Origin of the sequence: Halorientalis litorea, from assembly GCF_023028225.1 — an archaeon.
GTDB classification, from domain to species: domain Archaea; phylum Halobacteriota; class Halobacteria; order Halobacteriales; family Haloarculaceae; genus Halorientalis; species Halorientalis litorea.
Genome location: NZ_CP095482.1, coordinates 496,673 through 510,946 on the forward strand (window position 1 = coordinate 496,673; position 14,274 = coordinate 510,946).

General features: G+C 69.8%; 13 protein-coding genes. 10 read left to right on the forward strand and 3 right to left on the reverse strand.

The features are described 5' to 3' along the window. The first annotated feature begins 1 nt into the window (after position 1). Genes MUG95_RS02730 through MUG95_RS02760 form a run of 7 tightly spaced genes read left to right on the forward strand, consistent with a single transcriptional unit; the run spans position 2 to position 5,652 of the window. Positions 2 to 913 (forward strand): precorrin-3B C(17)-methyltransferase, encoded by a 912-nt coding sequence (locus tag MUG95_RS02730; RefSeq protein ID WP_247009541.1) that lies wholly within the window; start codon positions 2 to 4, stop codon positions 911 to 913. A gap of 3 nt (positions 914 to 916) precedes the next feature. Next, on the forward strand, positions 917 to 1,897 hold the full coding sequence (gene cobJ, locus MUG95_RS02735; RefSeq protein WP_247009542.1) for a precorrin-3B C(17)-methyltransferase: 981 nt from the start codon (positions 917 to 919) through the stop codon (positions 1,895 to 1,897). Continuing rightward, positions 1,897 to 2,121, forward strand: a complete 225-nt coding sequence (locus MUG95_RS02740; RefSeq protein WP_247009543.1) for a ferredoxin — start codon at positions 1,897 to 1,899, stop codon at positions 2,119 to 2,121. Before cobJ ends, MUG95_RS02740 begins: the two co-directional genes overlap by 1 nt. Continuing rightward, on the forward strand, positions 2,118 to 2,807 hold the full coding sequence (locus MUG95_RS02745; protein WP_247009544.1) for a cobalamin biosynthesis protein: 690 nt from the start codon (positions 2,118 to 2,120) through the stop codon (positions 2,805 to 2,807). Before MUG95_RS02740 ends, MUG95_RS02745 begins: the two co-directional genes overlap by 4 nt. Further along, positions 2,804 to 4,036 carry a CbiX/SirB N-terminal domain-containing protein gene (locus MUG95_RS02750; RefSeq protein WP_247009545.1) on the forward strand — a complete coding sequence of 411 codons (1,233 nt, stop codon included), beginning with the start codon at positions 2,804 to 2,806 and terminating at the stop codon, positions 4,034 to 4,036. Before MUG95_RS02745 ends, MUG95_RS02750 begins: the two co-directional genes overlap by 4 nt. 13 nt (positions 4,037 to 4,049) lie before the next feature. After that, positions 4,050 to 4,421: a DUF3209 family protein gene (locus MUG95_RS02755; RefSeq protein WP_247009546.1), complete on the forward strand. Its 372-nt coding sequence runs from the start codon at positions 4,050 to 4,052 to the stop codon at positions 4,419 to 4,421. Next, a complete protein-coding gene (locus MUG95_RS02760; RefSeq protein ID WP_247009547.1) occupies positions 4,414 to 5,652 on the forward strand; it encodes an outer membrane protein assembly factor BamB family protein in 1,239 nt (412 codons plus the stop codon). Before MUG95_RS02755 ends, MUG95_RS02760 begins: the two co-directional genes overlap by 8 nt. Before the next feature lie 14 nt (positions 5,653 to 5,666). Here MUG95_RS02760 and MUG95_RS02765 read toward each other — a convergent pair whose 3' ends face one another. The 3 genes from MUG95_RS02765 to MUG95_RS02775 are packed head-to-tail and all read right to left on the reverse strand — an operon-like array spanning position 5,667 to position 8,829. Then, positions 5,667 to 6,431, reverse strand: coding sequence for a CbtA family protein (locus MUG95_RS02765; RefSeq protein WP_247009548.1), 765 nt, complete (start codon positions 6,429 to 6,431; stop codon positions 5,667 to 5,669). Then, positions 6,431 to 6,616: a CbtB domain-containing protein gene (locus MUG95_RS02770; RefSeq protein WP_247009549.1), complete on the reverse strand. Its 186-nt coding sequence runs from the start codon at positions 6,614 to 6,616 to the stop codon at positions 6,431 to 6,433. Before MUG95_RS02770 ends, MUG95_RS02765 begins: the two co-directional genes overlap by 1 nt. Before the next feature lie 59 nt (positions 6,617 to 6,675). Next, the gene (locus MUG95_RS02775; RefSeq protein WP_247009550.1) at positions 6,676 to 8,829 is read right to left on the reverse strand and encodes an ATP-binding protein; all 2,154 of its coding nucleotides are present in this window, start codon (positions 8,827 to 8,829) and stop codon (positions 6,676 to 6,678) included. Positions 8,830 to 8,863: 34 nt separating this feature from the next. On the opposite strand from MUG95_RS02775, the gene cobN reads away from it, so the two are divergent. Genes cobN through MUG95_RS02790 form a run of 3 tightly spaced genes read left to right on the forward strand, consistent with a single transcriptional unit; the run spans position 8,864 to position 14,218 of the window. After that, positions 8,864 to 12,766 (forward strand): cobaltochelatase subunit CobN, encoded by a 3,903-nt coding sequence (gene cobN / locus MUG95_RS02780; protein ID WP_247009551.1) that lies wholly within the window; start codon positions 8,864 to 8,866, stop codon positions 12,764 to 12,766. After that, positions 12,756 to 13,463, forward strand: coding sequence for a precorrin-8X methylmutase (locus MUG95_RS02785; RefSeq protein ID WP_247009552.1), 708 nt, complete (start codon positions 12,756 to 12,758; stop codon positions 13,461 to 13,463). The genes cobN and MUG95_RS02785 overlap by 11 nt, the downstream gene beginning before the upstream one ends. After that, positions 13,460 to 14,218 carry a cobalt-precorrin-7 (C(5))-methyltransferase gene (locus MUG95_RS02790; protein ID WP_247009553.1) on the forward strand — a complete coding sequence of 253 codons (759 nt, stop codon included), beginning with the start codon at positions 13,460 to 13,462 and terminating at the stop codon, positions 14,216 to 14,218. The genes MUG95_RS02785 and MUG95_RS02790 overlap by 4 nt, the downstream gene beginning before the upstream one ends. Positions 14,219 to 14,274 lie beyond the last annotated feature (56 nt).

The window sequence follows — 14,274 nt, forward strand, 5'->3', positions numbered from 1 at the left end:
CATGGCGGCCGAAGACACCGCCGAAACCGCGACGAACGAGGACGACTACGGGACACTTTCCGTCGTGGGTATCGGACCGGGACTGCCCGGCGGGATGACCCAGCGAGCGAAGGAGGTCATCAGGACTGCCGACTGCGTGGTCGCCTCGAACCTGTATCAGGAGTTCCTGCGACGGGACGGGACGCTCCCGCCCGAGAGCGCGGCAGTCGAGGCGGCCGCCGACGGCGGGACCGTGGCGGGCGAAGAGGGGACCGTCCTCGAACGGCCGGACGGCTCCACACAGACGCTCGTTCGGTCGACGATGGGTCGGCAGGTCGAACTCGCTCGGGAGGCGTTCGAACGCGTCCGGGCGGGCGAGGACGTGGCTCACGTCTCCGGCGGCGACCCGAACGTCTACGGGAAGAGCGACCTCGTGTTCACGATGGCCGAGGAGGAGGGCGCGACGGACGTGCCAATCGAAATCGTCCCCGGCGTCACGGCGGCACTTGGCGGCGCGGCGAACCTCGGCGCGCCGCTCTCGAACGACTTCTGTACCGTCTCGCTGTCGGACAAGTGGCGCGGGTGGGAGGAAATAGAGGAGAAACTCCGGGCGGCGGCCATCTCGGGGTTCGTCGTCGTCCTCTACAACTGCTGGCGCGACTACGAGCGCGCAATCGAGGTCATCCGCGAGGAACGGGCCGACGACGTGCCCGTCGCCATCGTGAACGACGCCGGGCGGGGTGACGCCGGGCGCAACCTCGACGGCGAGACGGAGACGGTCACCACCCTCGGCGAGGTTACCGACCACGACGAGAAGGTCGGCGGGATGGGGTCGTCCATCCTCGTCGGCACCCACGAGACGGAGGTCTGGGAGAACGACTACCGCGAGTACCTCGTCACCCCGCGCGGCGGGCGTGACGTGGAGGATTTCTAAACAATGAGTACTGACGATACCACCACGGACGCGAGCACAGACACGGAGACAGACACCTCGTCCACGTGCGGCGGGTCGACCGCCACGACGGACGCGTCGACGGACTCGAAGTGCGGGGCGTCCTCGGACACGAGTTCCTCGGGGTGCGGTGCGAGTTCGGACGCCGACGAGGAGGAGGAGGTCGGCGCGACAGTCGAGGACTTCGACGCCGACCCGGGCCAGTTGATAGCCGTCGGCCTCGGCCCCGGCCAACCCGAGGGCATGACCGACCGCGCGAAGGCCGCGCTCGCCGACGCCGAACACATCGTCGGTTACACCACCTACGTCGAACTCCTGCCAGACGAGATTACCGACGACGCCGAGGACGTCTACGACACGCCGATGTGTGGTGAAGTGTCCCGGACCGAGGAGGCCATCGACCGGGCACTGGCGGGCAACGACGTGGCCATCATCGGGAGCGGCGACCCCAACGTGTACGCGCTGGCGGGACTGGCACTCGAAATCATCGAGTCGAAGGGCGCGACGGCGTCGATGCTCGAGTTCGACGTGGTGCCCGGCGTCCCGGCGGCCCAGTCGTGTGCCGCCCGTGTGGGCGCGCCGCTGGTCAACGACACGGTGTCCATCTCGCTGTCGGACCACCTCACGGACATGCCTACCATCGAGTCGCGCCTGCACGCGACGGCCAAGGAGGGGTTCACCATCGCCATCTACAACCCGTGGAGTCGCAAGCGCCGCGACAACTTCGAGAAGTGCTGTGAGATACTGCTCGAACACCGCGACCCCGAGACGCCGGTCGGCGTCGTCCACGCCGCGGGCCGCGAGGACGAGGAAGTCGAAATCGTCGACCTCGCGGACCTCCCCGAACTGGGCGAGACGGACCTGATAGACATGACGACCACCCTGCTCGTCGGCAACGAGGAGACGTACGTCTGGGACGACCGGATGGTGACGCCTCGGGGCTACGAGACGAAGTACGACTACTGATGACCTACACCATCACCCTCGACCGCGAGGCCTGCGACGGCGTGTTCGCCTGCCTCGTGCGGGACGACCGGTTCGAGGAGGCCGAGGACGGTCTCGCGACGCTCGACGGCGCGGAGCGAGACGGGACGACCGAACGCGTGACCGTCGACGACGACCGACTGGCGGACGCAGCGCAGGCCGCCGCGGCCTGTCCGGTCGACGCCATCAGCGTGGAGGAACGATGAGCGTCGAGACCGGCATCCCGTCGGACCTGCTCGCGGCCCACCCCGAGACGGCGTACTTCTGGGGCCGGGTGGTCGGTGACGGCGACCTGACTGCCGACTGCGTGCGGGTGCGGACCAACGACGAGACGGCCGCCCGACGGCTGGCGGCCATCGCCGGGGCAGAGCAGGTCGACCGACGCATCCACGAACGCGAGTACGCACACGACACCGCACTCACCCGGACGGAGGAGGAGTTCACGGTGCAAGTGTTCGGTGACCTCGCAGAACGGGCGTCGGCCGCCTTCGGCCTCCCGCGCGACGGCGACCCCGGCGGCTACCGACTGGGCGCGCTGGACCACGACCGACAACTGCTCCGCGGGCTACTGGAAGGTTGTGGTACGGTTTGTTTCAAGCAGTCGGCAGGGACGGTCGGCCTCTCGTTCGTCGCCGACGACCGGCGGTTGCTGGAGACCATCGACGGACTCCTCGCCACCGCACCCGTGGACGCCCCGACGGACGACGTGAGTGAAACGTCCTCGGGCGGCTACTGGTTCGGCGTCGACGACCAGCGCGTCCCCGAGGTCGGGACGTGGCTCTACGACGGGAGCGAGGACACCGGTCTGTTCGCGCCGTCGCGTCGACGGAAACTCAGACAGAGCGTCGAGCAGGCACGGGAACTGGACGCCGCGGCGGGGGACGAGCGATGAGTCGGTCGACCAGCGGCGGCGAGGCGGGCGGGGCGTTCGACGACGAGGCGGTCCTGCTGGTCGGGCACGGGTCACGCCGCGAGAAGTCCAACGAGCAGGTCCGCACGCTCGCGGCCGCGCTCGAAGACCGACTCGGTGTCCCCGTCGACGCCGGGTTCCTCGAACTCGCGGAACCGGCGATTCCCGAGGCCATTGCGGGGCTGGCCGGAACCGTCTCGGAGGTGACCGTCGTCCCGCTCTCGCTGTTCGCGGCCAGCCACGTCAAAAACGACGTGCCGCTCGCCGTCCAGCGCGCCCGGAGCGAACACGACGGACTGACCGTGAACAACGGCGCGCACCTCGGCATCCACCCCGCACTGGTGGACTTACTCGACGACCGAGCGGCCACCGTCGAGCGGGAGTTGGGCGTCGACCGCAGTACGGACGACGTACTCGTCGTCCTCTGTGCCCGTGGGTCGAGCGACCCGGACGCGAACGGCGACGTGTTCAAACTCGCGCGCCTGCTCGACGAGGGACGGGACTTCGCGGGAGTCGACGCCGCCTTCATCGGCGTCACGGAGCCGGAGCTGTCCGACGCGCTCCACGCGGCGGCCAAGCGACGGCCCGACGCCGTGGTCGTCCTGCCCTACATGCTCGGCGACGGCGTGTTGACCGGGCGCATCCGGGACGGGGCCGACGAGTTCGACGCCGAGTACCCGTACGTCGACGCGGCGGCGGGCGACCCGCTCGGCACCGACTCCCGGCTACTGGACGTGCTCGGCGACCGCTGGCAGGCGGCCCGGACCGGGAGCGTCGAGATGTCCTGTGACACCTGCAAGTACAAGGTGGAACTCGACGGCTACGAGGAGGACGTGGGCGGCGCGCGGGCGATGTTGCGCGCGCTGACCCATCAGGAGACCCACGCCGACAGGGAGGACGTGGCCGACGACCCGCACGTCCACGACGCCCCCGAGAAACACGTCGCTGTCTGTACGAACCAGACCTGCGCGGCCGACGGCGCGCCCGCCGTCCTCGAGAACCTCCGCCAGTCCGTCCGGGACTCGGAGGCGTGTGACGCTCGGGTCACGCGCTCGTCCTGTCTCGGCCGCTGTGGCGAGGGGCCGATGGTCGCCGTCTACCCCGACGGCGTGTGGTACGGCGGCGTCGAGAGCGAGGACGCCGACCGCATCGTCTCGTCCCACCTCGACCGGGACCGCATCGTCAGCGACATCGTAGACCAAACGCTATAGCGACACCTGATTTATGAGCTGTGACGAACTCGAAGCCCTGCGATTGGGCGTGATGACGGCACTCGGTATCGGCGACGAGAGTACGCGCAAGCACGCGGAACAAGAGCTCGAAGGGAGTCTCGAAGGGCCAATCGCGGCCCTCGCGGCGGCCGAGACACTGCCCGAAATCGAACGCCATCTCGACGCGGCCCTCGTCGAACTGGAGGAGGAAATCGCCGCGATGGACCCGGAGGACCCGGAGTACGACTACGCGCGCGGCCGACTCGTGGCTGTCCGGGACGCCGAGCGGGCGGTTCACCGACTGACCGAACAGGCAGAGAGCGTCCTCGACGGGTTCGGCGAGGCACACCACCACCTCCACGAGGCGTTCCCGGTCGATGCGTAGCCCGCGGACCGCACGTCTCGGGGATGTCGACCCGGCCGGGTCACGCCACCTCGGTCGCCGGTCGGCCGTCCTCGTCGGGGACGAGCGCGTCGTCGCGGGAACGGCGGACGGTACGGTCGTCGCGTTCGACCACGGCCTGACCGAACAGTGGCGGGCCGACGGTGAGGGCTGTGTCGTCTCGCTGGCCGCGACCGCGGAGTGTCTCGTCGCTGGAGAGCGTGGCGTCTCGGGTGCGGTGCGGGCCTACGACGCGGCGACCGGCGCGGAGCGGTGGCGGTACGAGGCGGCCGAGGACGTGGGTACGGCCGACCGAGAGACGCGGTTTCTCCTCCCGTTCGTCGCCGACATCGAGACGGACGGCGACCGCATCTACGCCGCCGTGCGCCGGTACGAACGCTCCGGCGAACAGCAGGAGTCTGCGGCGTCGGCTGGCGGCGGCCGACGGTTCGAGAGTGTCGTCGCCGCGTTCGACACGGACGGGACGATTCGGTGGCGGTACCGGGCGGACGCCTCGCCCATCAGCCTCGCCGCCGACGCGGACAGGGTCGCCGTCGCGTACAACCGCTGTCCCGGCGACCACCAGCACGGGCTGGTCGTCCTCGATGCGGAGTCGGGCACCCCGACGACGACGTGGGACCCCGGCACCGACGGCGGGCGGCGCGTCGGCGACGTTGCACTCCACGGGGACGGCGTCGTGGTCGCCAGCCACGGCGACTTCTGCGGGTATCGGCTGGACGAAACCGGCGTGGAGCAGTGGCGGCTCCCGCTGGCGACGCCCGAACTCGTGGCCGGCGAGCGCGTCTACGCGTACCCGAACCACGTTCACGCGGATGCGTGCGGAGCCGTGTTCGTCACCGGCAACACCTACCCCGAGGAGGGACGGGAGACGGACGCGAGACATCCGCAGGAAAACACGGCGGTCGGTGTCACGCCGGGCGGAGAGGTGCGGTGGCGGACCGGCGTGGGCGGGTTCGCCTCCGGCGTCGGTACGGACGGTGACAGCGTCGCAGTACCCGGCGCGCAGCACTTCCGGTCCCGGACGCCCGAGTCACACGGGCTGACAGTCCTCGGTATCGAGGGCGGACAACGGCGGACAGTCGGAAGCGACGGCGTCGTGACGGCGGCGAGCCTCGCGGACGGTGTGGTTGCGTCCATCGAGGAACCGGTCACCTACCACGACGAGGAACGCGTTCGCGGTACGTACCGCCTCCGAATCGTCACCGAGAACTGAATTTTTCGACGGTGTCAGTCGGCCGACGGCGCGTCGTGAGACGCCGCGACGGCCGACGGCTGTGTCGTCGTCCGACCGAGCAGCCACGCGTGCGCCGCGGCGAGGACCAGCCACAGGCCGAGTTGCCCGACGACGACGAGCGCGCGGAAGCCGAAGGCAGCGGCCGACGGAATCGCCGCGGTGCCGGTCGTTCCGGGCGCGACGAGCGGGAGCGCGAGAAGGGTTCCGAGCGGAACGGCGGCGGCGAGGAGTGCCTGACCTCGGCCCCGCGACCGGACTCGGTTGTACGCGTAGCCGGCGAGCACGCAGGCCACGGCACCGGCCAGCATCGCGCCGGCGTACCAGAGGAGTCGCGTGTCGACCGGAATCGCGCTCTCGACGCCCGGTGGCTGTGGCGGAAGCACGAGCCACGGGGCACCCGAGACGGTGAGGAACCCGGCACCGCCGACCAGATACGACGCCGTGTCCTCGGCCCCCGGTATCGCGGGTTCGAGGAAGTAGAACACGACGCCGAACGCGACGACGCCCAAGAGCAGTCCCCAGAACACGCCCGCGACGACGCTCACGGCATCCGTCGAGACGGCATCGAGGACGCCGGTCGTACTCTCGGCGTGGTGACTCGCCTCGTCGTGACCCGCAGTCTCACCGTGGTCGTGGCCGCCTGCCAGTGCCTCGGTGAAGCCCACGAGCGGGTTGGCGACGAGGGCGACGAACACGCCGAAGGCGAGGCCGCCGACGAGGCCGGCCTTCAGCCCGCGGACGAGATACGACTGGAGCATCAGTGACAGGTGATGCCCGCCGCGTGCCGGGCGTTGTGGAGGGAGTCGTGCACGAGTGGGTCCTGCACGAACATGAGCGTGAACCCGAGTATCGCGACGAGTGCCAGTCCGAGTGCCACGCGGGGTGCGGTCAACTGTGGCCGTGCGTCTTCGATACGTCCGTGAACGGTGTTCGCTGTCGCCATTGGTAAGCTACGGTTGAAAAAGAGCAAGCTTAGTTGTAAAGCTTTCGAGTACGCAAAACTCAGCTTTCGTCCACGGCGGCGTCGACGCGGTCCGCCGACAGTGCCGAGAGGGGGACGCGGCGGCCGTCCGTCGCGTCGAGGACGTGGTCGGTGACGCCGACGCCGTCGTCGCCGGCGTCGACGAGGAGAAGAGACGCGTCTCGGTCGGCGAGTTCGCGGGCCGCCCGGCGAGTCTCGGCGGTGGGACTCCCGTCCGCAACGTTCGCTCTGCCGTCGGTCACGAGGACGACGACGGCCGACGCCGGGTCGGCGCGGTCGAGGACCTCGGCCGCGGTTCTGAGTCCGTCGGGGAGCGGCGTCCGGTCGCCGGTCGGGAGGTCCTTCAGGTGGCGTGCCGCGAGCGAGACGCTGTCGGTCGGTGGGAGGACCACGTCGGCCGAGTCCCCGGCGACGGCGACGAACCCCACCTCGTCGCGATGCTGATACGCGTCCTTCAGCAGTTCCAGCACTGTCCCTTTCGCCGCGCGCATCGCGGGGTGCATCGACGCGCTAGCGTCGACGACGAACAGGACGAGCGCGCCGGTGTCCGAGGCGCGGACGGAGGCACGCAGGTCCCGGCTATCCACGGCGTCACTCCCGCGCCGGGCCGCCGCCCGGACCGACGCCGCCGCGTCCACGCTGTCGCCCGTGTCCGCGGGCTTGGTTCTGACACGCGACCCGCGGGCGGTGTCCGTGGCACCGCCGGACCGGGACCCCGAGTCGGCAGTCGTGTCGAGCGCGTCCGACTGCGGCAGGTCCGGGGCAGCACTCTCGCCGACGCCCGCCCGCGCGCCGCCCGGAACGATTGGCGTGGCCTCGTCGCGGTCCGCGTCGTCGGCGTCCGCGTCCGGGCCGTCAGCGTCCCGGTCGTCCCCGCCGCTCGATGCCTCGGCCGCGCCGGAATCGGCCCCCGGGTCCTGCGACGGGTCGGCGTCCGTGCCCTCGGTATCCGTCTCCGCGTCACCGTCCGCGTTCTCCTCGGGCGACGCGCCGTCGTCACCGTCCCGAGGGGCGTCGCCCTCCTCGGCCTCACCGTCCGCTCCGGCATCGTCGTCGCCCGTGTCGGCACTGTCGCCACCGTCCTCGTCGCCGGTGGCTCCGTCGGCAGGCGACTGCTGGGATTCAGTGTCGCCGTCGCCGCCCTCGGCACTCTCGTCCTCGAAGTGGTCCTCGACTACGTCCTCGGGGTCCGGCGCGTCCTCGAAGGGGCGAGACTGTAAGCGGTGGGGCAAGGCGAGTTCGGCCGCACGGCGCACGTCCGGTTCGAGGACGTTCGTGCGGCCGTCGAGCGCCGCCAGCGTCCGAGCAGTCCGGGCGGTAGCGATGTCCCCACGGTGGCCGTCGACACCGGCGTCCCGACAGAGTTCCGCGATGTCGGCGGCGAACGACTCGGGGAGCGTCACGTCGTCGAGACGGTCACGGGCAGTGCGAAGCTTGCGGCCGTAGTCGGTCGGTTCGGCGTCCCGGTCGGCCTCGCCGTCGACGGCCTGTTCGATGATGGCTACCCGGTCGTCGATGTCGGGACAGCCGGTCACTTCGACTTGCACCGCGAAGCGGTCACGCAACTGTGGTCGCAGGTCCCCCTCCTCGGGGTTCATCGTGCCCACGAGGGTAAAGTCCGCGGGGTGGGAGACGCTCACTCCGTCGCGCTCGACGCGATTGACACCGCTCGCCGCGGCGTCGAGCAGCACGTCGACGAGGTGGTCGTCGAGCAGGTTCACCTCGTCCACGTAGAGGATGCCCCGATGCGCCCGCGCCAACAGTCCGGGCTCGAACTCTTTAGTGCCGTCGAGGGCGTCACCGACCGAGAGCGTGCCGACCACGCGGTCACGCGTCGCACCCAGCGGAAGCGTAACGAGGGGGACGGCACGCTCCTCGACGGGCGGGTCCGTCCGGTCGAGGCACGACGCACACTGCATCGACGGCTCCGTCGGGTGACAGCCGTACGGACAGTCCGCGACGGCCTGCTGTGTCGGCAGCAGGTCGACCAGTGCCCTGACCGCGGTGGATTTGGCGGTTCCCTTCTCCCCGCGGACCAGCACGCCGTCGATGGCGTCGTTCACGGCGACGACGAGTAAAGCCCGCTTGAGTTCCCGCTGACCGACGATAGCACCGAAATCGGGCCGCTCCGGGCCGGCCTGCGAAGGTTTTTTGCCCGCGGCGAAATCAACCATACTTGCGTTAAGACAACAGAGGTTTAACAACGTTATGCAGACAATCGGACTCTACACCGCGACCGAGAACGAACTGGGGGCCGTCCAGCGGGCCGCCGAACGCGTTCCCGTCGACCTCGTCGCTCGCTCGGAGAGCGACTTCGACGACGGGACCGACGTCGACGCGTTCGTGGACGAACTGACCGATGCGACGGCTGTCGTCCTGTGGTTACACGGGGGACAGGACAGCATGCCGGGATACGACCACGCCGTCTCACGCCTCCGGGAGGCGGGCGTCCCGCTGGTCGTCAAGGCCACCGGCGACGCCTTCGCGTTCGAGGATACCTCCGTGGCACCGTCGGACCGCGACGACATATACGAGTATCTCGACCGGGGCGGGACGGCGAACGTCGCCAACTGTCTGCGGTATCTCGCGGCAGAGTTCGGGGACACTGCCGGCAAAATCGAGTACGACGACCCCGTGGAACTCCCGACGGAGGGCGTCTACCACCCCGACCACCCGGCCGCAGGCTACGCGGACATCGTCGAGACGTTCGACCCCGAGAAACCGACCGTCGCGGTGTGGTTCTACGAGTCCCACTGGACGCACGAGAACACCCGGTACGTCGACGCGCAGGTCCGAGCCCTCGAAGCGGCGGGTGCGAACGCCCTCCCGATATTCTGTAACCCCGCGACCGACGAGGACGGCCAGTGGGACGCCGAGACGATTACCGAGGAGTGGTTGCTGGACGACGACGGCGACGCCGTGGTCGACGCCGTGCTCTCCTCGTTCATGTTCTCGCTCTCGATGGACGAACGCGGCCGGTCGGCCAGCGACGAGGGCGACGCCGCGGAGGACGTGTTCCTCGACAGACTGGGCGTCCCCGTCCTCCAGACGGTCACGACGATGCGCTCGCGCTCCCGGTACCAGTCCAGCGACACCGGCGTGATGGGCTTCGAGTTGGCACTCTCCGTGGCTCTCCCGGAGTTCGACGGCAACGTGGTCACGCATCCCATCAGCGGGAAAGAGCGGATGGACGACGAGGCGGACATCGGGAGCGCGCCGAAACAGCACGTCCCGATGGACGGCCGGGTCGACCACGCCGCCCGTCTCGCCGTCAACTGGGCCGAACTCCGACACACACCCAACGAGGACAAGCGGGTGGCCGTCGTCCTCCACAACTACCCGCCGAGCGACGACGGCATCGGGACGGCCTTCGGCCTCGACAGTCCCGAGAGCACGGTCAACCTCCTCGACGAACTGCGAGCGCGCGGCTACGACTTGGACGGCAAGGCCCCCGAGAGCGGCCAGTCGCTGGTCGAGCGGTTGACCGCCCAGCTCACGCTCGAGGACCGCTGGGTCGCCCCGGAAGACGTGCGCGAACTGTCGGTCGATACGGTCTCGCCCGACCAGTATACCGAGTGGTTCCGCGACAAGAACGAGCGGTTCCGCGAGAACGTCCGCGAAGAGTGGGGCGACCCACCGGAGCGGCCCTTCGCCATCCCCGGCGTCGAGTTCGGGAACGTCCTCGTGACGGTCCAGCCCCCGCGCGGGTTCGGGATGGACCCCTCGAAGGTGTATCACGACTCGGACCTCCAGCCACCACACGACTACGTGGCCTTCTACGGGTGGCTCCGCAACACCTACGACGCCGACGCCGTGGTCCACCTCGGCACCCACGGCTCGCTGGAGTGGCTCCCGGGCAAGACAGTCGGCCTCGGCGGCGCGAGCGCGCCCGACCAACTGATAGACGACCTACCCAACGTCTACCCCTACATCGTCAACAACCCCGGGGAGGGAACACAGGCCAAGCGACGCTCCTACGCCGCCGTCGTGGACTACCTCACGCCGGTCATGTCCAACGCCGGCACCTACGACGAACTCGCGGAGTTAGAGGAACTGGCCGGCCGCTACCGGGAGGCCGGGATGGAGGACGCCCGGACCGACGACGGCGACCACCTCGCGGCCCTCCTCCGGGAGAAAGTCGACGAGTTGGACCTCGCGGTGGAGTTGGGCATCGCGGGCGACATCGACGAGAAGGCAGACGTACGCGGACCCGACGAAGCCGGGACGACGCTCGCGGCGGGCGCAGTCTCCGGCGACGAGGTGGACACGGACGAGTTGGTCGAACGCGTCCACGAGTACCTGACCGACGTGAAGACCACCCAGATTCGGAAGGGCCTCCACACCATGGGCGAACCACCAGCGGGGGACCGACTCGTCGAGTACCTCGTCGCGCTCACGCGACTGGAGAATCCCGGCGGTCCCTCGCTCAGACAGGCCGTCGCCGGCGTCCTCGGCGTGGACCACGACCGGATGTTGAACGACCCCGGGGCCTACGACGACGCCCTCGGGATGACCTACGCCGAGGCCGCCGACGAGGTGTACGAGGCGAGTCTGGCCCTCGTGGAGACGCTGGCCGCCGAGGGGTTCGACATCCCGTACTCGGAGGCCGAAGCCGGGCCGGACGACGAGGTGAACGCGAACCTCCTCGTGGTCGATATCGACCCGCTCGGTGACGCTCGCGCCCGGTCCGGTGCGCACGAAGAACTGCGCGAGGCAATCGACTACATCTGTGCGGAAGTCGCCCCGCGCGTCGACGGGGCCAGCGAGGAGATTCCCCGCACCGCCGACGCACTGTCGGGCGAGTACGTCCCGCCGGGTGGGTCCGGCGCGCCCACGCGGGGCGGCGTCGACCTCCTGCCGACGGCGCGGAACTTCTACACGCTCGACCCCCGGAAGGTTCCGGCAAAGAGCGCGTGGGAAGTCGGGAGCGAAGTAGCCCACGGCGTCGCGGAACGACACCGCCGCGCGGAGGGCGAGTACCCCGAGGAAATCGGCGTCGTCGCGTGGGGGACACCGACCGTCCGCACGCGCGGCGAGACCATCGCACAGGTACTCGCGCTGATGGGAGTCGAACCGGAGTGGACCGAGGCCGGACGAATCGACGACGTGGCACCGATTCCGCTGGACGAACTCGACCGCCCGCGCATCGACGTGACCACGCGGGTCTCGGGACTGTTCCGGGACGCGTTCCCCCAAGCCGCGAGCGTCGTCCACGACGCGGTGGACGCGGTGGTCGAACTGGACGAACCCCACGAGATGAACTACGTGAAGAAACACGTCGAGGAGGAGGCCGCCGAGTTGCGCGAACAGGGCGTCGAGAACCCCGAATCGGCCGCAAAGCACCGCGTGTTCACGACCAAACCCGGCGGCTACGGCGCGGGGACGAACAAGGCCGTCGACGAGGGCAACTGGGACGACCGGGGCGACCTCGCGGACGTGTACGTCCAGTGGGGCGGCTACGCGATGGGGTCCCGCGGGAGCGTCGCCGAGGCCCACGACGCCTTCGAGCGACGCCTCGGGAACGTCGAGGCGACCGTCAAGATAGAGGATACCGCCGAGCAGGACGAGTTCGACTCCTCGGACTGGTACGCTTTCCACGGCGGGTTCATCACCGCCGTCGCCGAGACGGCGGGCGAGGAACCGGCGTCCTACGTCGGCGACTCCTCGGACCCGGACAACGTCGACGTCTACACGAACGAGGAGAAGGTGCGCAAGGCGATGCGCGCCCGCGTCCTCAACCCCGAGTGGCTGGACTCGATGGCGGAACACGGCTACAAGGGTGCCGGCGACCTCTCGTCCACCGTCGACGTGGTGCTGGGCTGGGACGCCACCACCGGCGTCGTCTCGGACACGCTCTGGACGGACGTGGCCGAGAAGTACGCCTTCGACGCCGACCGGCGCGAGTGGCTAACGGACGTGAACCCGTGGGCACTCGACTCCATCACGGAGACGCTGCTCGAGGCCATCGACCGGGGGCTGTGGGACGCAGACGAGGAGACGGCGGACCGGCTCCGGGACGTGAACCTCGAAGCCGACGCGGAACTGGAAGGCCGAGCGGCGCGTGACGCTCCCGGCCACGACACAGAGGAGGTGACGAGCGATGACGACTGACGGTGCGAGCGAATCGGACGAGGCGTTCGAGGAGTACGCGGACCTCGGCGCGACGACAGAGAACGCGATGGACATCGCGGCTATGTCGATGGACCGCGTGCGCGAACTCGTCCCCGACGAGACGCTGGCCGACCGGATTCGGCAGAAGTCCGTCCACGCGACCGGCGACCCCGAGTTCCAGCACCTCGTGCGGTTCAGCGGCGAGTCCGAGAGCGAACCGGTCGTGTCCGGTGCCCGGGCCGTCCGCGAGGAGGCACCCATCGTCACCGACATCACGATGGTGAAGGCCGGCATCACGGGCCGGGGTCACGACTGCGAGGTGCGGAAGGCCATCGGCAACGGGGCGGAGTTGGCGGCCGAGACCGGCATGACCAGAACGGCCGCGTCCGTGCTGGAACTCGACCGGCAGGGCGTCTACGACGGCGCGATAGCCGTCGTCGGGAACGCGCCGACGGCCGCGCTGGCACTCGCCGACTGCATCGCCGAGGGCACACGACCGGCCGTCGTCGTGGCGACGCCAGTCGGGTTCGTGAAGGCCGCCGAGAGCCGCGAACGACTCCGTGAGGTGGCCGCCGAGTACGGCGTCCCTGCCATCACGAACGTGGGGCGGCGCGGCGGGAGCGGCCTCGCGGCGGGACTGACGAACGAACTCGTCCACGTCGCCAGCGACGCCCGGAGTGGGGACGTAGACCTGTGAGCGACGACTACGACCTCGATTCGGGGCCGGACCCCGCGAGCGTCGCGGCCAGCACTCCCGAGGCCACGGACCCGGCCGACCCGGTCCGTGCCGTCGGTATCGGTCCCGGGAACACCGAGTTCCTGACACCGCGCGGGAAGCGGGCCATCGAGGACGCCGACGTGGTGGTCGGGTTCGAGACGGTGGTCGAGTTCGTCGCAGACCTGACCGGGGCGGACCTGCTGACCTGCGGGTACCGCGACGAGGGGGAGATGCTGGCGCGGTTCGCCGAGCGCGTCGACGCGGGTGCCACCGGCGTGGCCGTCCTGATGGGCGACCCGAACCACTCGGGGTATCAGTTCCTCGGCAAGGTCGAGACAGCCGTCGACGCGCCCGTGCGGGTCGTGCCCGGCATCTCCGCGCTCCAGATGGCTGCTTCGCGGGCGCGAACACCGATGGAGGACAGCGAGTTCGTCACGCTCCACAAGAGCGGCGAGTTGCGGGCCGAAACGGAGCGACTGCGCGGTGCCGTCGGGGACCGCCACCTGCTCGTCCTCCCGCGGCCATACGACCTGATGCCCGGCGACGTGGCCGCCGACCTGCTGGACGCGGGGGCGACCCCATCGCTGACGGCACTGGTACTCGAACGGTTGACACACGCGGACGAAGCGATAACGCGGACGACACTCGGGAGCCTCGCCGACCACGCAGGTGGCGACGGCCCCGAGGACACGCCGTTCTCGGACCTCTCGGTGCTGGTCGTGCGAACGGACTGAGTGCCCTCCCTCGTCTCGTGTCTGTCGGGCACCCGTGGGACGTGTGTCCGCTGGCT

Excerpts from the sequence above, each read along its gene's own strand:
- MUG95_RS02730 (WP_247009541.1), top strand. The coding sequence starts at position 2 with ATGGCGGCCGAAGACACCGCCGAAACCGCGACGAACGAGGACGACTAC.
- cobJ (WP_247009542.1), top strand. The coding sequence starts at position 917 with ATGAGTACTGACGATACCACCACGGACGCGAGCACAGACACGGAGACA.
- MUG95_RS02740 (WP_247009543.1), top strand. The coding sequence starts at position 1,897 with ATGACCTACACCATCACCCTCGACCGCGAGGCCTGCGACGGCGTGTTC.
- MUG95_RS02745 (WP_247009544.1), top strand. The coding sequence starts at position 2,118 with ATGAGCGTCGAGACCGGCATCCCGTCGGACCTGCTCGCGGCCCACCCC.
- MUG95_RS02750 (WP_247009545.1), top strand. The coding sequence starts at position 2,804 with ATGAGTCGGTCGACCAGCGGCGGCGAGGCGGGCGGGGCGTTCGACGAC.
- MUG95_RS02755 (WP_247009546.1), top strand. The coding sequence starts at position 4,050 with ATGAGCTGTGACGAACTCGAAGCCCTGCGATTGGGCGTGATGACGGCA.
- MUG95_RS02760 (WP_247009547.1), top strand. The coding sequence starts at position 4,414 with ATGCGTAGCCCGCGGACCGCACGTCTCGGGGATGTCGACCCGGCCGGG.
- MUG95_RS02765 (WP_247009548.1), bottom strand. The coding sequence starts at position 6,431 with ATGCTCCAGTCGTATCTCGTCCGCGGGCTGAAGGCCGGCCTCGTCGGC.
- MUG95_RS02770 (WP_247009549.1), bottom strand. The coding sequence starts at position 6,616 with ATGGCGACAGCGAACACCGTTCACGGACGTATCGAAGACGCACGGCCA.
- MUG95_RS02775 (WP_247009550.1), bottom strand. The coding sequence starts at position 8,829 with ATGGTTGATTTCGCCGCGGGCAAAAAACCTTCGCAGGCCGGCCCGGAG.
- cobN (WP_247009551.1), top strand. The coding sequence starts at position 8,864 with ATGCAGACAATCGGACTCTACACCGCGACCGAGAACGAACTGGGGGCC.
- MUG95_RS02785 (WP_247009552.1), top strand. The coding sequence starts at position 12,756 with ATGACGACTGACGGTGCGAGCGAATCGGACGAGGCGTTCGAGGAGTAC.